General features: G+C 59.4%; 15 protein-coding genes. 5 read left to right on the top strand and 10 right to left on the bottom strand.

The features are described 5' to 3' along the window. Nucleotides 1-258: 258 nt before the first annotated feature. A complete protein-coding gene (locus ACTJKT_RS06395; protein ID WP_440786534.1) occupies nucleotides 259-2,001 on the bottom strand; it encodes a hypothetical protein in 1,743 nt (580 codons plus the stop codon). Between the two features lie 215 nt (nucleotides 2,002-2,216). Continuing rightward, nucleotides 2,217-2,507, bottom strand: coding sequence for a hypothetical protein (locus ACTJKT_RS06390; protein WP_440786533.1), 291 nt, complete (start codon nucleotides 2,505-2,507; stop codon nucleotides 2,217-2,219). Nucleotides 2,508-2,654: 147 nt separating this feature from the next. On the opposite strand from ACTJKT_RS06390, the gene ACTJKT_RS06385 reads away from it, so the two are divergent. Then, entirely contained in the window at nucleotides 2,655-3,284 is a 630-nt protein-coding gene (locus tag ACTJKT_RS06385; protein WP_025805506.1) for a response regulator transcription factor, read from the top strand. Between the two features lie 83 nt (nucleotides 3,285-3,367). Here the strand turns inward: ACTJKT_RS06385 and ACTJKT_RS06380 are convergent, their stop codons facing one another. The 3 genes from ACTJKT_RS06380 to ACTJKT_RS06370 form a co-directional block, all read right to left on the bottom strand. Next, nucleotides 3,368-3,676 carry a class I SAM-dependent methyltransferase gene (locus ACTJKT_RS06380; RefSeq protein WP_440786594.1) on the bottom strand — a complete coding sequence of 103 codons (309 nt, stop codon included), beginning with the start codon at nucleotides 3,674-3,676 and terminating at the stop codon, nucleotides 3,368-3,370. 258 nt (nucleotides 3,677-3,934) lie between these two features. Beyond that, nucleotides 3,935-4,369, bottom strand: a complete 435-nt coding sequence (locus tag ACTJKT_RS06375) for a DoxX family protein (RefSeq protein ID WP_440786532.1) — start codon at nucleotides 4,367-4,369, stop codon at nucleotides 3,935-3,937. Between the two features lie 102 nt (nucleotides 4,370-4,471). After that, on the bottom strand, nucleotides 4,472-5,893 hold the full coding sequence (locus ACTJKT_RS06370; protein ID WP_440786531.1) for a transglycosylase SLT domain-containing protein: 1,422 nt from the start codon (nucleotides 5,891-5,893) through the stop codon (nucleotides 4,472-4,474). A 236-nt stretch (nucleotides 5,894-6,129) separates the two neighbouring features. Between ACTJKT_RS06370 and ACTJKT_RS06365 the strand changes: the two genes are divergently transcribed. The 3 genes from ACTJKT_RS06365 (at nucleotide 6,130) to ACTJKT_RS06355 (ending at nucleotide 9,015) form a co-directional block, all read left to right on the top strand. Beyond that, nucleotides 6,130-6,936, top strand: a complete 807-nt coding sequence (locus ACTJKT_RS06365) for a TatD family hydrolase (RefSeq protein ID WP_440786530.1) — start codon at nucleotides 6,130-6,132, stop codon at nucleotides 6,934-6,936. Between the two features lie 85 nt (nucleotides 6,937-7,021). After that, nucleotides 7,022-8,503 (top strand): methyl-accepting chemotaxis protein, encoded by a 1,482-nt coding sequence (locus ACTJKT_RS06360; protein ID WP_440786529.1) that lies wholly within the window; start codon nucleotides 7,022-7,024, stop codon nucleotides 8,501-8,503. A gap of 149 nt (nucleotides 8,504-8,652) precedes the next feature. Continuing rightward, nucleotides 8,653-9,015, top strand: coding sequence for a terminase (locus ACTJKT_RS06355; RefSeq protein WP_440786528.1), 363 nt, complete (start codon nucleotides 8,653-8,655; stop codon nucleotides 9,013-9,015). 7 nt (nucleotides 9,016-9,022) lie between these two features. Here the strand turns inward: ACTJKT_RS06355 and ACTJKT_RS06350 are convergent, their stop codons facing one another. The 3 genes from ACTJKT_RS06350 to ACTJKT_RS06340 form a co-directional block, all read right to left on the bottom strand. Then, nucleotides 9,023-9,820: an acyl-CoA thioesterase gene (locus tag ACTJKT_RS06350; RefSeq protein ID WP_440786527.1), complete on the bottom strand. Its 798-nt coding sequence runs from the start codon at nucleotides 9,818-9,820 to the stop codon at nucleotides 9,023-9,025. A gap of 107 nt (nucleotides 9,821-9,927) precedes the next feature. Beyond that, nucleotides 9,928-10,695 carry a CHAD domain-containing protein gene (locus ACTJKT_RS06345; protein ID WP_440786526.1) on the bottom strand — a complete coding sequence of 256 codons (768 nt, stop codon included), beginning with the start codon at nucleotides 10,693-10,695 and terminating at the stop codon, nucleotides 9,928-9,930. A gap of 144 nt (nucleotides 10,696-10,839) precedes the next feature. Next, nucleotides 10,840-11,118, bottom strand: coding sequence for a hypothetical protein (locus tag ACTJKT_RS06340; protein ID WP_009050148.1), 279 nt, complete (start codon nucleotides 11,116-11,118; stop codon nucleotides 10,840-10,842). 242 nt (nucleotides 11,119-11,360) lie between these two features. Here ACTJKT_RS06340 and ACTJKT_RS06335 point away from each other — a divergent pair, with 242 nt between their 5' ends. Then, nucleotides 11,361-12,401: a patatin-like phospholipase family protein gene (locus tag ACTJKT_RS06335; RefSeq protein ID WP_097304577.1), complete on the top strand. Its 1,041-nt coding sequence runs from the start codon at nucleotides 11,361-11,363 to the stop codon at nucleotides 12,399-12,401. An 18-nt stretch (nucleotides 12,402-12,419) separates the two neighbouring features. Here the strand turns inward: ACTJKT_RS06335 and ACTJKT_RS06330 are convergent, their stop codons facing one another. Further along, a complete protein-coding gene (locus ACTJKT_RS06330) occupies nucleotides 12,420-13,130 on the bottom strand; it encodes a response regulator (protein WP_440786525.1) in 711 nt (236 codons plus the stop codon). A 113-nt stretch (nucleotides 13,131-13,243) separates the two neighbouring features. Further along, on the bottom strand, nucleotides 13,244-15,895 hold the full coding sequence (locus ACTJKT_RS06325; protein ID WP_440786524.1) for a DUF4118 domain-containing protein: 2,652 nt from the start codon (nucleotides 15,893-15,895) through the stop codon (nucleotides 13,244-13,246). Nucleotides 15,896-15,943 lie beyond the last annotated feature (48 nt).

Here is a 15,943-nt window from a genome sequence, read left to right as displayed (position 1 = left end):
CCCTATCCCGAATGAGCAGGCCGATAACACCGCCGCTTGGGCGTTGTACGAAAAGCGGTCGTGCTTGGTCATTGGGGGCGTCAAACCCATGCGCGAATCCACATCAGAATGCATCTATTTAAACCGGATACGCCTCATCAGCTCTCTCCAATTTGCCCCGCCTGACTGCACTCTCCGCCTTTTCATACAGGTCAAATACTGCTTTGTTAAAATACCCAACACACCAAAAGAGAGAACTGTAATGTCAGAAGAAGCGCTTTACTCATCATCGCTGAGCAAAGTGCTGGATATGCTATGCAGGCTATTATTGAAGGTCACCGTCTCATTGAAGCCTTTTACAATATTGCTGAGTTTCTTACGGGTACTGGACAACTGCGTTAACCTTTCCACCAGCTCCGCATTTTTTTGCTGGATCCCGACGTCCCTCTTTTCCAGTTCGGCTGCGCGGATACTTTGCTTAGCGGAAATTTCATCAAGACGTTGCTGCTCGAGCTGCATCAGTTCAGAACGCCGGGCAACGCTTCGCTCTCTGGACTCGACACTTTCAGCCAGCTGCTGAAGCGCAGCACTGCGTTCTGCAATCACTCGGGAATTATGCTCAGCGGACTTATCGATCGCGATCTTCTCTTGCTGAAGCTGACTTTGTAGCTGGCGCAGGTGCTCATCTTTTTCATGAAGCTTACGCTCTCGCTCTTGCAACTGCTCCTTCAAAAGTTCCAAAGCTTCCTGTTGTTTCACCGCAACCATTTTTTGCTGTGTCAACTCCTGCGCCATAAGTGCAAGATTCGACAAAGTGCTCTCCACATCAAGAAGTAGATGATCTGTATCCGCTCCCTGAAGTGCAGCTTCAGTCTCAGGAAGCGTTGCCATCAGAAACTGCGCTTCATCCAACGAGTTCTCCAAGGGAATTGGGTAATCAGCCAACTCATCCTGTGCTACATCCCCAGCAACTTGAGCAGATTGATCGATATCTGCGGTGGCCTGAACCGGCCTATCCATCAAAGTTGGAACACTGTCAGCTATCGACAGGTCGTACTCATCACTCTGGATTAATTCCACCTCTTCCTCCGAAGCCAAATCGCGAACCACCTCCGCCAAGCCAGCCAGTGTGTTCTGTAGACCTTGGGACAGGCGTCCAACATCGACCTCCGAGTTGGCAGACTGGCCAGCGGTAACCTCAGGCGTCAAATGGCCAGACAAGGGAGCATCACTTTCAGATGAGTCGACATATTTTTCGGCATTCGCAATCGGCATTTCAGTCATATCGTGTTGAAAGCTCTTGGTAAATAATGAGGCATCAGTAGGAACATCCTCCACATCAGCCTCAGCTTCTCCTGGTTTTTGAGAGAACTCCTCCGGCTCTCCAATCGGAGCGAATCCGGATGGAACATCATCGAATACATCGCCCTCAGGATCCTCAACGACTCCTGGCGAGCGATGCTCATTCGAGTCAGAAACCTCATCGATACACTCTGCAACAGCTTGTTCAGCAGGAGTATTTTGAGAAGTCATCGCAATAGAGACATCGAGCACAGGAACGCCGAGTTCAGCGCTGTCAATTGCAGGCAGGCAAGCAATCGAGGTTTCTGACGAGATAAGCTTCATCACCAAATTTTTCTTGATGGTGAGTGAACGATGATCCGATAGGTTCCCTGTCGGTATCACACAATCCTTAAGGTCAATCAGATGGTAAGGAATATCGGTACTACCACCAGAACCTGGCTGTCGCCCCTCAGGCAGGCTCGCATGGGTGACTATTTCCTTGAAGACTTGAATAACCTGACGCCAATCTTCCTCGGACTCAATCGAACTCAGCGAATAACTCTGCCCCGCCTTATTTAGCATCGCCAAATAAACTCTCGACTCTCCAACTTCAGCGCCCTCATTCAAGCTATAAGCAAGAAAATTATGGCTCAGCACAGGAATTGCAAAGCTACAGAGCACCGCACCGTTCAGCACTTCCTGCTCTGCATTTTTGATGGAAATAGTTCGTAGCAGCATCGCTGATTCAGGCTCCGTCCATATATCGTAAGGAGCAAAAAATACACCTTACAACACCTGCCCGAAAACTAGATAATTCCGATCCTCAAGTAGATTTATCCGAAACCGTCGACAAGCGACCAAATCACGCAGCGACGAAATCCGAATTGGAACCCCTTAAAAACATAAAAACACTGACAATAGAATTATTTCGTCAATATTTTCCAGCTCAGATTTTACTTAAGAGGGATATTCAACCCCTTCTGTGGACTTAGCTTGAACAGCCACCATTCATAATTCGACCAGAGCATCGTTATTCCTGCTGCCATTAGCATCAGGGCTGCTCCACCTATCCCTGTCAATATCAGTTGCTGCTGCCAAGCTAAAAAACACAGCGCGATGCCTGCTGCTCCCATCAACATAGCCAGAGAAGGGGCAAACCAATAGATGAAACGATCAAGACGCAAGAGCAGATTGAATAGCCAGGAGCCTTTAAGCTGGGCCGGTTTAAAGATAATAACGTGCATGGAGAGTTAGTCTTTTCCAGATTAAAACTGTGCCCAACCATAACTTAGCCACTCAATGACAACTATCAGATTCGTCTGATTTAGTTTTCAGAGTGCTCGGATAATATGTAGAAAACACACCCAACCCTAAACATCGAGATGCCTTGCATGGGAAGTATCATCATCGTCGACGACCATCCGTTGATTCGACTCGCCATAAGAACCGTTCTGGAACCTCACGAACACAACATCGTCGCGGAGGCGGACAACGGGGCCGACGCCGTCCAGCTGGTACGCAAGCATCTTCCAGACCTGCTCATCCTGGACTTGAACATACCCAATCTCGATGGGTTTTCCGTTATCTCCCATATAAAGTCCGCAGGGTTGCCGATCAAGACACTGGTGCTGACCTCCAGCAACTCCAAGAACTTCGCCCTGCGCTGTTTACAGGCCGGTGCAGCCGGCTTCCTGTGCAAGAACGATAATCTGAACGAACTGGCCAACGCGGTAAAAGCCATACTGTCGGGGTATAGCTACTTCCCCGAAGATACAATCAGCACCTTGCAACAGAATACAAACGCCGCCTGCCAGGAAAGCGTCTTGATTGCCCAACTGACTGACCGGGAAATCACCGTCCTGAAACTGCTGGCAAGCGGTATGAATAATCAGAAAATCGCGGATGCGCTGCTGATCAGCCACAAGACGGTGAGCACCTATAAAGTCAGGCTGCTAAAACGGTTCAACGTTTCCAACCTGGTCGCACTGGCGGAGCTGGCCAAACGCAACTCCGTCGTTTAAAGCCCTGATATCGATGGAGCCTTCAGGCGGGACTCAGAAACATCAGGAAAACACCCACCTCGACAGCCGGGTTGATCAGCTACTTACCTACGGGTGATCAGCCCCTGTCGAGCCACACGGGTCAGATGCCGGATGACTTCGGCGGCATTTTCCGAGCTGGGCGCCTGTATCACCGCCAGGTCAAAACTGTCATTGGCAAAACGTGCCAGGGACTCGCCGTCTTCGATGAACTGGATCAGAAAGGCTGAAGGGCCTGCGCTGCGACGTGGCCAGCCATCGAGATAACGCAGCAATGTCGGCTGGTGTGTGCCGCCAAGAAGAATTTTTGGATTGCGCTGGACAAGGTTCGCCGTGATTGGCGCAAGACGTACAGGAGGGTGAAGTGCATTCATCGTGTCGTGTCTCTGCCTCAATTTTCTGCCGGGCAGGTGAGAGGCAACACCGAACCAGCGCTTTAGCGGTATTTCGAAGCCTGTAGAGCTTCTGTCGGTGATATTCCGGATCACCTGGCGCCCCGCAAGTAGCTGTTTAAATCGGCGCATGGGCAACAATCCTAGAGAAGCCGACGGGGTAGTGTCAAGAATCCCCAATAACGAAATCAGCAACGAAAAAGGCCCGCTACGAGCGGGCCTTTGAGTGTTTGCCGGAAGTTACTTGGCAATCGCCGCATCGAGTGACAATTTGCCCGCGCCTTCGATCAGAACTGCAATGGTGCCGCCGAGCAAAGCCAGGGCGAACTCATAACCATTGTTTGCCATGAACAGGCCATTGCCGATGTGTACGGAGAAAATCGCCACCAGCAAGGTGAAGCTCAACCCCAACGCGGCAGGACGTGCCAATAGACCGATAATCAGCGCCAGGCCGCCAAAGAACTCGGTACCGCCCGACAACAGTGCCATCAAATGTCCTGGTGCCAGGCCAATGCTCTCCATCCACTGTGCCGTCCCAGCCAATCCGTAACCGCCAAACAGGCCAAAAAGCTTTTGCGCGCCGTGAGCGGCGAAAATGATGCCGACAAAAACGCGCAGGACGGTCAGGCCATAACCTGCACGGGTGCTCAGTACGGTTTTGATCAGTGTGCTCATGCTGTGTAGTCCTTTGTGGTGTTGGGTATTGGGCCGCTATATTAATCACAAAAATTCATGTTAAAAGTGCAAAAACAGCAAGATAACAATCAATTTTTTCGATTACTTCCGTAAGACGACCTTACGCGCTTGCGGCTCCAACGATTCGCGTTCCCGGTCAAACGCCAAATAGTATTTGTTGACGCTATTAACATAGCTGACAGCGCCCATTCCGACCTGCTCCATGGCAATGCGCTCGACCTGGAAAAACCACTGATTGGGGTTCAACCCGCGCCGCCGGGCTTCGGTGCGCATCCCCTGCACACGCTCCGGCCCCATGTTGTAGGCCGCCAGGACGAATGCCATACGCTCGCGTTCGTTGAGCTTGGGGCTGGAAAAGAACTTGCGCCGGATCAACGCCAGGTACTTGGCTCCGGCCAGCACATTGTTATCCAGGGTCTGAATGTTATTGACCCCGACCCGCTGGGCGGCTGACGGGGTGATCTGCATCAGGCCGGTCGGGCCGCTGCCGCTTCTGGCATTGGGCTGCAACGACGATTCCTTGAAGGCCAGGGCCGCCAGGTTCAACCAGTCCATGCTCTGTGCATCGGCATGCTTCTGTAGTACCGGGCGCAGCTTTTCCAGGCGCTGGCGATCGGCCCGGGTCAAAGGGTTATGCACCTGATACAGGCGCCGGTAGATACGCAAGAAGGCCACGTCCTGATCCGCCGGGGCCTTGTAGACCTTCAGGAAACGATCGATGCTCGCCCGCAGCATCGAGGCGTCGCGCCGCACGAACCAGTGCTCCTGGCCAGGCTCGCTGATGACCAGTTGCCGATCGAAACGCAGCTTCGGCAAGACCTTGCCCCAGCGCTCGGCAATGGGCTTCTCGACGATGGTCAGGTGAAAGATGCCGCCCTGAACCATTTCCAGGACATCTTCGACTGCCAGGCTCGGATCGACCCATTCGACCTTGACCGGCGCCAGCTTATGCAACGCCAGCTTCTGATTGATCTGACTCACTGCATCCCCGGCGGCGCTGCCCGTGGTCAACGCCAGGGTCTTGCCGGAGAGCTGTTCGAGTCGGGCGTAACGCCGCTCGCCCTTGATTCCCACCAGCAGCAACGGCACGTTGCTGGCGACCGGCTCACTGGGGCTCACCGCTTGCCCCGGTAGCGCCTCCAGCAGTTCTCCCGGGGCGACCAGATCCCCCTCACCGCGCTGCAGCGCACCGAGCAGTTGATCCTTGGCTTTGGGGATGATCTTGAGGCTGATTTCCTGACCGTCGCGAGCGTGACCATTGAGGTACTGCTCAAAGGCGCGCAGACGGTGGTATTCGACGCCGATGGCCTGCCCCTGGACTTCACCGGAGCTGTTGCGACTCTGGTTGACCAGCACCCGCAAGACCCGGCTGCTGCGGATTTCCGCCAGGTCGCGAACCTTGCCCGCTACAGCAGCTTCCGGAGGGCCAGCCAAGCGTGCTACCGCCGGCAGGGGCAGCAGCAACGACAAGCACAACGCTAGCAAAACCGAGGGTCGCGTCATCCGCTCTCCGGGAAAGAATACTGTCCGTTTTTCGAGCACTGGCAAAAAATCGGGCAACAAAAACAGAGCGCCTAGAGCGCTGACAAGATGCGCAAGACTGGCACAACCACGGCAGGCAAACCAACCGCTGCCTTTCTTCCGGCATCAAGAGACAGCTTCAACTCGTTGTAGTTCTTGGCTTTTCTTATAAATCTACAGCTCTGATATGCTTTCCGGCCGCAGGCGGAGATAGCACCATGCAACTCATCGATATCGGCGTCAACCTGACCAACCCGAGTTTCGCCGAAAAACATCGCGCAGTACTGGACCGAGCCTATGCCGCCGGCGTCTGCCAACTGGTGCTCACCGGCACCAGCGTCGAAGGCAGCGAACAGGCGCTCGAGCTGTCTCGGCAACTGGACGAAAGTGGCCGCCAACTGTTCTCTACCGCCGGTATTCACCCGCATTGCGCCAGCGACTGGAATGCCGACAGCGCACAGCGCCTGCGCAGCCTGCTCAAGGAAGGCAGCGTCAAGGCCGTGGGCGAATGCGGCCTGGACTTCAACCGGGACTTCTCCCCCCGCCCGCAACAGGAAAAAGTGCTGGAGGAGCATCTGGCCCTGGCTGTTGAACTGCAACTTCCGGTCTTCCTCCACGAACGCGATGCCAGCCAGCGCCTGCTGGAAATAGTCCGCGACTTTCGTGATCGCTTGCCGGCCGCCGTGGTGCATTGCTTCACCGGCGAACAGCGCGCGCTGTTCAACTACCTGGACCTCGACTTGCACATTGGCATCACCGGCTGGATCTGCGACGAACGCCGCGGTACTCACTTGCACCCGCTGGTGCGAGAGATTCCCCGCGGTCGCCTGATGCTGGAAAGCGACGCCCCCTATCTGTTGCCCCGCAGCCTGCGCCCCAAGCCGAAGAACGGTCGCAACGAGCCGGCCTACCTGACCGAAGTGTTGCGCGAGGTAGCCCTGCATCGCGGCGAAAGCCAGGAAGAGCTGGCGGCCCACAGTACCGCCAGCGCCCGTGCCTTTTTCGACTTGCCCGAGATTGCTTGACGCATATCAAGATTTAACCCTCTGCATAGCGGCACAATAATGGCACCTTGCCAATACTGTTCCGCTTAATCAGAGAAGACCTTCCATGGGTGCCTGGCTCAGCAATATCTCACTGAAATACAAGTTCTGGGCGGTCAATGCAGTCGCCTTCGTGACCACCCTGCTACTGGTCCTGTACGCCGTCCAGCTGGAGCAACAAGCGCGTAGCCAGGCCTCACAAAACACCGCCAGGGCCCAAGCGAGCCTGCTCGGCGCGTGGCCTCCCGGGCAAACCCTGCCCAGCGCCGAAAATCTGCTGAGCTTCGCTGCCGGCCAGATCCCCAGCCTCGACCAACGCCCCTTGCCAGAATTGAGCAACGCCAATGGATGGGTGGCCTTCGACGAAATGCCATTGTTCGGCGAAGACCCGCTGATCGGCGCGCATGTGCTGTCTCGGGCCGATGGCCAACGGGTTGCGGTGCTTGCCCATGGGCCGAGCCTGAATCAGGTATTCAGCGAGCGCTTCAGCCAGTATGCGGCGGCCGTGTTCATTCTGATGCTGGCGATGCTCGGTGCTTCGCAACTGTTGATCCGCTTCCTGCTCAGCCAACTGAACACCCTCAAGGATGTGATGCTGCATGTGGAGAAGACCGGCGATCTGTCGGCTCGCGTGCCACTGTCGTGCACCGACGAGGTCGGCCAGATGGCCAGCGCCTTCAACGCGATGCAGGCCGGTTACCAGCGGGTGGTCAACACCGTCGCCAACACCGCCCGGCAACTGGATATCGGCGCCGCGCGCCTGGCGTCGAGCATGAACGACGTGCGTCACGGCATGCTGGGCCAGCAAAGCGAAACCGATCAGGCCGCGACAGCGATCAACGAAATGTCCGCCACCGTCTACCACATCGCCCAGCACGCCGGCGCCACCCGGGATCGCTCCCAGACCGCCGACGCCCTCGCCGGCAGCGGCCAGGAAGTGGTGGGTCGCGTACAGAAATCCATCTCCGGGCTCTCCACCGGCGTGCAACAGACTGCCGAGATGATCCAGCGCCTGGCCGAGGACAGCCAGAAGATCAACGGCGTGGTCAACGTGATCCATAGCATTGCCGAACAGACCAACCTGTTGGCGCTCAATGCCGCGATCGAAGCCGCGCGCGCCGGTGAAATGGGCCGGGGGTTCGCGGTGGTCGCCGATGAAGTACGCAACCTCGCCAAACGGGTGCAGACCTCCACCGACGAAATCACCCGGATGGTCTCCGCCCTGCAGGCCGGTACCCGCGACGCAGTGGACTTCATGCAGGAAAGCTCGTTCAAGGCGGACGATTGCGTGCAGCAGGCACAGGAAGCCGGCGCAGCGCTGGCGGAGATCACCGCGGCCGTGGCACAGATGCGTGAAAGCAATACCCAGATTGCGGTGGCGGCCGAACAGCAAAGCCAGGTGGCGGAAGAAATGAATCGCGCTGTGGTGAGTATTCGCGACGTCACCGAAAACACCGTGCAACAGACCGTCGACTCGGCGACCACCAGCAACGAACTGGCGACCCTGGCCGGAGAGTTGAGCAAGGCCATCGGTCAGCTGAAGCTGTAAACCGCGAGTTTCGCTCCTGCAGAATCGGCCTGCCTGCCGGAGCGAAACCCTTGCCAACCTATCGCCCCCATAGCCAGCCTTGATTCGCCGAAGCCCCGCGCGAGACCTATCCTTGATACATAGGTTTCTACGAATCAAGGATCACAGTCATGGGTAAACGTCACCCCAACCTCCCCGCCTGGCAATGGCGCTCCTACCCGCACAACCACCGCAACCCGACCAACCTGGTGTTGCACCTGATTGCGGTGCCGCTGTTCATCGTCGGCTTTCTGTTGCTGGTTTCAGGGGTATTCGGCTTGAGCTTCACCAACGTCGCTATCGGCGTGGTCGGCCTGATTGCAGCCCTGGGCCTGCAGCGTCACGGCCACAGCCTGGAGGCGCAAACCGCCGAGCCGTTCAGTGACCGTAAAGATGCAGTCCAGCGCCTGCTGGTGGAACAATTCGTGACCTTTCCACGCTTCGTCCTCAGCGGCGCCTGGTGGCGTGCCTGGCGCGAGCGCCACCGGCATTGAGAGGGGTTCAGCCGAAGATGGTGACCGTCTGCCGGCTGAGCGCGATCAACTGACCTTCTGCGCTCCAGAGTGCCGCGGCCGCATGGCCATAACCATCACGGGCATGCTCGATATTCACCCGGTACTTGCACCAGTCCAGGGTGCTCAGCGCCAGCAGCGGCTGCACGAATTCAATGGTCCAAGTCAGGGTGCTGCCGGGGACGACGCTGGTCAGATGCGGCAACAAGGCCGGCGGCCAGGCGTCCACCAGCGCGAGGATATGCGCCTCGCTCATGGGCTCTTCCTTCACATCGCCACGCAGGCGCACCCAGCCGCCCATGTCCCGCGACTTGTTGCCGGTAAACGGCATGCCACCGATGCTCCAGCGCATCGCCAGATGGCGCATGAACTCCGGCGTCACGTCCTTGATGTAAGGCAACTCCGGGCACTCGTCCCAATGTTTCATGGCGGGCGCTTCCTCGGCGACGACCGTCACTTCGGAAGGCCGAGAGGCACCAAAACTACCCTGCACCAGGGTCACTACCTGACCGTTCTGCACCGCACGCCCCAGCACCTGGCTGACGGCCTTGCCCTCGCGCAGCACCTCGACTTCAAAACTGACCGGCGCATCGGGGGTGACCGGACCGACAAAGGTGATCGCCAGTGAACGCACTGGGCGCTCGGCAGGGACTTTTGCGCGCATGGCTTCATACTGCAAAGCCGCTACCAATCCGCCGAAACTGGCCCGCCCCTGCGCCCACTCGGTTGGAATCGACAGCTCCAACGGATGTTGGCGGACGGCATCGAGCAAATCGGAAAAGCGCATGAGCACCTCTGGTCAAAAGAAAGATTCGAGGATCTTAACCAGCAGGGTACAGCCGTAAAGCACTTATTCCCGCCAAAAAGACTGACAGATAAGCCGCCCGGATACTTTCAGGTACGAAAGCAGGCAGCGCTCAGCTTGTCGAGTACCCGATCGGCATTGGCCTCGGCCTTGTGCATGGTGGCGTGCCAGGCCGGAACACAAGGCAACAGGTCCGCCTGCCGTTCGGCCTGGGCCAGCCATTGCCAGCAATCATGCCAGTCACCCAGCGCCCCCTGCGCGGCCTTCAAGTGAGAGACCGCCTTGGGCGACAGCGCGGCAAGTTCGGGATAAGCCTCGGCGGCGTAGCGCACACGCTTGATCAGCAGGCGTAAACGGTGCCGGTCATGAGCCGGATCATGCAGGGCCTGGTCCAGGGCCTTCCATTGCTTGGCCAGGCGCTTTTCGATGCGTTTGCGCAAGCCGTGCAACAGTTCCTGACGCTGCGCCGCCCGCAGGAAACGCGGGAAGGCATCCAGCACCAGCAACAGTTGCTTGAGTTCGGCCCCCGCCGCCACCGTTCGATACTCGTCCGCCAGGCCCGTGGTGCGGCGTTCCGCAGCCTGATGGTAGCCATGTTGATGCAGGTGCGCGGCCAGGACCTCACGATCGCGCAACGGCGTCGTCAGTTGCCCGACCGCCGAAGCGGCCGCTTCCAGTTGCTCGACACCCGGCAAGCCGCGCAGCGCTCGCAACAGGCTGCGCAAGCGGCGCACCGTGGTACGCAGATCGTGCAGCGCCTCGGGGTCGGTCACCGCCTGCAAACGCGCCTGGCACGCCAGCAGGCGCACCTCCAGCCCCAACACCTGTGCTACCAACTGATCAACCAAGGCAGACATCATTGACTCCCGAAACGAATGACCCGGCCCGCAGTACAAAGACTGCGGCCGGGCCCTGGAATGACTGGCAGGCGCGATCACGACGCCCGCGAGACGGAAACTGAAGAGCGCTCTTCAGTCTAGCGGCAAACGGCAGCCTTGCGATCAGCGGCCGGCGCGCGACTCACGAATATAGAAACGGGCCTTCTCGGCTTTTCTGGTGCAGCCCTCGAAGGCTTCGAATTGCTGCTGGGTCTTGGCTCCGGTCAGCAGCGACAGGGCTTTGGAATAGCTGACGGTGCCAGCAAAACCTTCGGCCTTGGCCAGGTCCAGTTCATGCCAGGCCGCATCCAGTTGCGTACCGCAGCTGTCGCGATAGGCGGTCTTGCCAGCACAACCACCGAGTACCAATGCAATCAACGGCAGACAGATCCAGGCTTTCATCAATGACACCTCAAGATAGGGAAAACAGTCGGGAACAATAAAAACAATGGTGAACGATAAGACGATCGCCGCCGCAAAAAGTGCCTTGGCCCGCCAAGGGAAAATATAGCCGCACGAGCATAACCCCATGCGGCGAGCCATTGGAAAAATCCCTTTGGCCAAGGCCCGAAGCGGCAGTCAGTGATTGAACCGAAACCCTCGATGGGTGCATTGTGGAAACCTGTCTGGCGAAGGATCGAGTCATGAAGAAGCGTGTCGCACTGGTCCTGGGCTCTGGTGGTGCCCGGGGTTACGCCCACATCGGGGTGATTGAAGAAATCGAAAGACGTGGTTATGACATTGGCTGTGTCGCAGGTTGTTCCATGGGGGCGGTGGTCGGTGGCATCTACGCCGCCGGCAAACTGGACGACTACCGCAGCTGGATCGAAAGCCTGGACTATCTGGATGTGCTGCGGCTGGTGGACGTCAGCTTTCGCCTGGGGGCGATACGCGGAGAGAAGGTGTTCGGCCAGATCCGCAAGATCGTCGGCGAAATCAACATCGAAGACCTGCGCATCCCTTACACCGCCGTGGCCACCGACCTGACCAACCAGCAGGAAATCTGGTTCCAGGAAGGCTGCCTGCACCAGGCCATGCGGGCTTCGGCGGCGATCCCCAGCCTGTTCACCCCGGTCATGCAAGGCAATCGCATGCTGGTGGACGGCGGCTTGCTCAATCCGCTGCCGATCGTGCCGGTGGTTTCCAGCCACTGCGACCTGATCATCGCCGTCAACCTCAACTCGACCAACCAGCGTCGTTATCAGCTACCAGTGATCCAGCGCCCCGCCGCCTTCAAGAGCCGCTTCGACAGCCTGATCAACTCCCTGGGCTCGCACCTGCCCTTTCGCCGCAAGCAAGCCGAACAACTGCTGCTGCTCGAACAGGAAGCCCTGCGCAGCGAGGCGGCCGATATTGGCAACCCCTGGATCGAATCCGCCGAGCCCGAGGCCCAGCAACCGGCCGCGGCTCCGGAAACCGATGGCGCCCCGAAATCGGCCACCGGCTCGTTCATTATCGATAACGTTGGCCCCGCTTCCCTGTTGGACCTGATCAACCAGAGCTTCGAGGTGATGCAGACCTCGCTGGCCCAGTACAAGATCGCCGGCTACCCGCCGGACATCCTGATCAACGTGCCCAAGCGGGTGTGCCGTTTCTTCGAGTTCTACAAGGCTCCGGAGCTGATCGCCCTGGGACGGGAGATTGCCAGCGATACCCTGGACCGTTACGAGAACGAGCTGAATTGAAAGAAGGCCGCGATACCGCTAGCGCGAGCCGACTTCCTCCTCCGCCCCCAGCAACCGGTACCCTACCCCGGCCTCGGTCACGATAAAGCGTGGCCGGGTAGGATCGTCCGCCAGCTTCTGCCGCAGGTGCCCGACCACGATACGCAGGTAATGACTGTCCTCAGTGTGCGTCGGCCCCCAGATGTCCTTGAGCAGTTGCTGCTGGGTGATCACCCGTCCCGGGTACCGCGCCAGTTGCGCCAACACGGCATATTCCTTGCGCGTCAGCGCCACTTCGGTGCCGTCGAGCAATACCCGGCGATACGCCAGGTCCACGGTCAGCGGGCCGAAATTCAGCGCGGCTTCCTGCGCTTCACCGGCAGGCGCCTGGCGCAACAAGGCACGAATACGCGCCAGGAATTCCTGGATGCCAAAGGGCTTGGTCACGTAGTCGTTGGCGCCACCGTCCAGCGCCTCGACCTTCTGCCCTTCGCTGGCCCGCACCGACAACACCAGCACCGGCACGCCCGACCACTCGCGAAACTCGCGCAGCACCTGCTGGCCGTCCATGTCCGGCAGGCCGAGGTCGAGCACCAGCAAGTCCGGTTTGTTCAGCGCCGCCTGGGCCAGGCCTTCATTGCCGGTACCGGCTTCAAGCACCTTGTAGCCCTGGGACACCAGGCTGATACGCAGGAATTTACGAATCTGCGGTTCGTCATCGATGACCAGGATGGTCGCGGTCTGGCTCATGGTTTTGGTTCAAGACAAGTAAGTGGCGCAAGAGTAGCGCAGGCGCTACTCGGGATCTTAAAGAACATGCTCGGCCCTCCTGGCCTCGTTGGATTGACGCTTTTTACCGGCACTCAGGCCTCTCCTTCAAGCTCGGGTTGCGCCTGCAACGGCAGGCACAAGGTGATGCAAGTGCCACGCCCCTCGATCCCTTCGCCCACCGTGATACGCCCACCATGGGCACCGACCATGCCCTGACAGATCGCCAGTCCCAGGCCGGTGCCCTGCCCGCCGCGATCGCCGCGCGCAGCAGTGTAGAACATGTCGAAAATCCGCGGCCGGTCCTCCTCCGGAATCCCCGGCCCCTCGTCGCTCACGGCAAACAGCAACTCGGTATCGCTGGTCCCGACGCTGAGTTGCAAACGGCCATGGGCCGGCGAAAAGCGCGCGGCGTTTTCCAGGACATTGATCAGAGCCTGTTCGATCAGCGCCGCATGCACGTAAAGCAATGGCAGTTCGGCCGGCAGCACGGTGCTGACCTTCAGCGGCGCCAGCACCACCCGCAGGCGATTCAGTGCGCTGCCAACGATGTCGGCCGGCGCTACCCAGTCCCGCGCCAGCTTCAACGCCCCATGCCCGAGGCGAGTCATGTCCAGCAGATTCTGAATGTAGCGATCCAGGCGCTCAGCCTCATCGCGCGTGCCTTCGAGCAGTTCGCGACGGTCTTCCAGCGGAATCGCCTCCCCCAGTGCCAGCAGGCTGTCGATGCTGCCGCGCATCGAGGTCAGCGGCGTGCGCAGGTCATGGGACACCGAAGCCAGCAGCGCGCTGCGCAATTGCTCGGTTTCGCCATGCAGGCGCGCCGCTTCCAGGTCCTCGGCCAACTGTGCCCGGGCCAGGGCCTGAGCCAGGGGCTGGCTCAAGGCACTCAACAGGCGCCGACGCTGAGCGTTGAGTTCCTCGCCTTCTTTCGGACACACCCCAAGCAAGCCCAACGGGCCCTCATCGACGGATAACGGCCACCACCACCAGCGCCCGAAAGGCAGGGTTCCGGTGCCCATTCCCGCAGGCTGATCATGTTGCCAGGCCCAGTCGGCCGCAGCCCGCTCCGACTCGGAAAACTGCAAGGGCCCACCCGTCTCGACCTTCCAGCCGCCCTGCCCGTCGCGATTGAGCAGGCACAGCTGCAGCTCCTTCCAGCCATTGAGGTGCTGCGCCGCGGCACTGATCACCGCCTGCCGGTCGGTGGCGGCCGTGAGTTTGCGCGACAGGTCCAGCAGTTCGCTGGTTTCTTCCTGGGTATCGCGCAGCGCCTGCAACTGCCGACGCTGGCGTGCCGCCAGGTTGCCAGTCAGGGCCGCCATCAACAGGAAGAACAGCAGCGTCAGCACGTCCTCCTCGCGCTGGATGGCGAAAGAGAAAGTCGGTGGAATGAACAGGAAGTCGTATGTCAGGAACGACAGGGCCGCGCACACCAGCGCCGGCCCGAGACTGCTGCGTACCGCCACCAGCAGCACCGCGGCCAGGAACACCAGGGAAATGTTCGGTAGCGGCAACACACTCGCCACCGCCCAAGACAGGCCGGACGCCAAGGTCGTCGCCAAAACCGCCAGCGCGTAGTCGAACCAGACCGGCGCATGTACCACCCGCAGACGCTGCTGCCCGACCTCCTCTTCGCTGTCGAGGACGTTGACTTCCAGCCCCCGGGCATTGCGCAGCAGGCGCGCCGCCAGGCCGCCACCGAACCAGCGGCGGCGCAGGCGTGGCCGTGACTGCCCCACCAGGAGCAGGCTGGCACGACGCTCCGCGGCATGCTGAATCAGGGTTTTTGCCACCTCGCCGGCTCGCAGCAGGACCACCTCGCCGCCCAGACGCTCGGCCAGTTGCTGGGCACTTTGCAGACGCTGACGGGATTGCTCGTCGGGCGCCCGGCCGTTATCCACATGCACCAGGCTCCAGGGCAGGTGCCGCCGCTGGGCGACATGACTGGCATGGCGCACCAGGCGCTCGGCCTGGGCGTCGCCGTCGACCCCCACCAGCAAGCGTCCGCGCACCGCCGGTGCTGCCTGTCCGAGCTTGCGATAACCCTGGGCCAGATCGTCATCGACCTGCGCCGCCGCGGTCTGCATCGCCAGCTCGCGCAGAGCGGTGAGGTTGGTTTGGGTGAAGAACGCATCGATCGCCGCCCGGGCCTGCTCCGGCACATACACCTTGCCGTCGCGCAGGCGCTCCAGCAGCTCACGCGGTGGCAGGTCCACCAGCAGCAACTCGTAGGCTTCCTGCAGCACCCAGTCGGGCAGGGTTTCGCGGACCTGCACGCCGGTGATGCCGCGGACCTGATCGTTGAGGCTTTCCAGATGCTGCACGTTGACCGTAGTGAAGACGTCGATGCCAGCCGCCAGTAATTCCTGAACATCCTGCCAGCGCTTGGCATGCCGGCTGCCCGGGGCGTTGGTGTGGGCCAGCTCGTCCACCAGTACCAACTTGGGTTTGGCCTTGAGCAGACCGTCGAGGTCCATCTCTTCGAGCATCACCCCACGGTATTCGGAACGCACCAGCGGCTGTTGCGGCAAGCCGCCAAGCAAGGCTTCGGTTTCCGCCCGACCATGGGTTTCCACCACCCCGGCCAGGAGCTTCACCCCTTGGCGCAATTGTGTGTGCGCCGCCAACAGCATGGCGTAGGTCTTGCCTACGCCCGGGGCGGCCCCTAGAAAGACCTTGAGCCGGCCGCGGCCGTCATGGGACAGATCGGCTAACAGTGCATCGGCGCGGCCGGAATCACTCATGCATTTTTCTCTCTGAACTCAAATCATCGACATACACACTTGTAGCAG

The organism is Pseudomonas sp. 22526 (genome assembly GCF_052044735.1).
Taxonomy (GTDB): Bacteria; Pseudomonadota; Gammaproteobacteria; order Pseudomonadales; family Pseudomonadaceae; genus Aquipseudomonas; species Aquipseudomonas piscium.
This window is presented reverse-complemented; position numbering and strand designations above follow the sequence as displayed.

Excerpts from the sequence above, each read along its gene's own strand:
- ACTJKT_RS06395 (WP_440786534.1), bottom strand. The coding sequence starts at position 2,001 with ATGCTGCTACGAACTATTTCCATCAAAAATGCAGAGCAGGAAGTGCTG.
- ACTJKT_RS06390 (WP_440786533.1), bottom strand. The coding sequence starts at position 2,507 with ATGCACGTTATTATCTTTAAACCGGCCCAGCTTAAAGGCTCCTGGCTA.
- ACTJKT_RS06385 (WP_025805506.1), top strand. The coding sequence starts at position 2,655 with ATGGGAAGTATCATCATCGTCGACGACCATCCGTTGATTCGACTCGCC.
- ACTJKT_RS06380 (WP_440786594.1), bottom strand. The coding sequence starts at position 3,676 with ATGAATGCACTTCACCCTCCTGTACGTCTTGCGCCAATCACGGCGAAC.
- ACTJKT_RS06375 (WP_440786532.1), bottom strand. The coding sequence starts at position 4,369 with ATGAGCACACTGATCAAAACCGTACTGAGCACCCGTGCAGGTTATGGC.
- ACTJKT_RS06370 (WP_440786531.1), bottom strand. The coding sequence starts at position 5,893 with ATGACGCGACCCTCGGTTTTGCTAGCGTTGTGCTTGTCGTTGCTGCTG.
- ACTJKT_RS06365 (WP_440786530.1), top strand. The coding sequence starts at position 6,130 with ATGCAACTCATCGATATCGGCGTCAACCTGACCAACCCGAGTTTCGCC.
- ACTJKT_RS06360 (WP_440786529.1), top strand. The coding sequence starts at position 7,022 with ATGGGTGCCTGGCTCAGCAATATCTCACTGAAATACAAGTTCTGGGCG.
- ACTJKT_RS06355 (WP_440786528.1), top strand. The coding sequence starts at position 8,653 with ATGGGTAAACGTCACCCCAACCTCCCCGCCTGGCAATGGCGCTCCTAC.
- ACTJKT_RS06350 (WP_440786527.1), bottom strand. The coding sequence starts at position 9,820 with ATGCGCTTTTCCGATTTGCTCGATGCCGTCCGCCAACATCCGTTGGAG.
- ACTJKT_RS06345 (WP_440786526.1), bottom strand. The coding sequence starts at position 10,695 with ATGTCTGCCTTGGTTGATCAGTTGGTAGCACAGGTGTTGGGGCTGGAG.
- ACTJKT_RS06340 (WP_009050148.1), bottom strand. The coding sequence starts at position 11,118 with ATGAAAGCCTGGATCTGTCTGCCGTTGATTGCATTGGTACTCGGTGGT.
- ACTJKT_RS06335 (WP_097304577.1), top strand. The coding sequence starts at position 11,361 with ATGAAGAAGCGTGTCGCACTGGTCCTGGGCTCTGGTGGTGCCCGGGGT.
- ACTJKT_RS06330 (WP_440786525.1), bottom strand. The coding sequence starts at position 13,130 with ATGAGCCAGACCGCGACCATCCTGGTCATCGATGACGAACCGCAGATT.
- ACTJKT_RS06325 (WP_440786524.1), bottom strand. The coding sequence starts at position 15,895 with ATGAGTGATTCCGGCCGCGCCGATGCACTGTTAGCCGATCTGTCCCAT.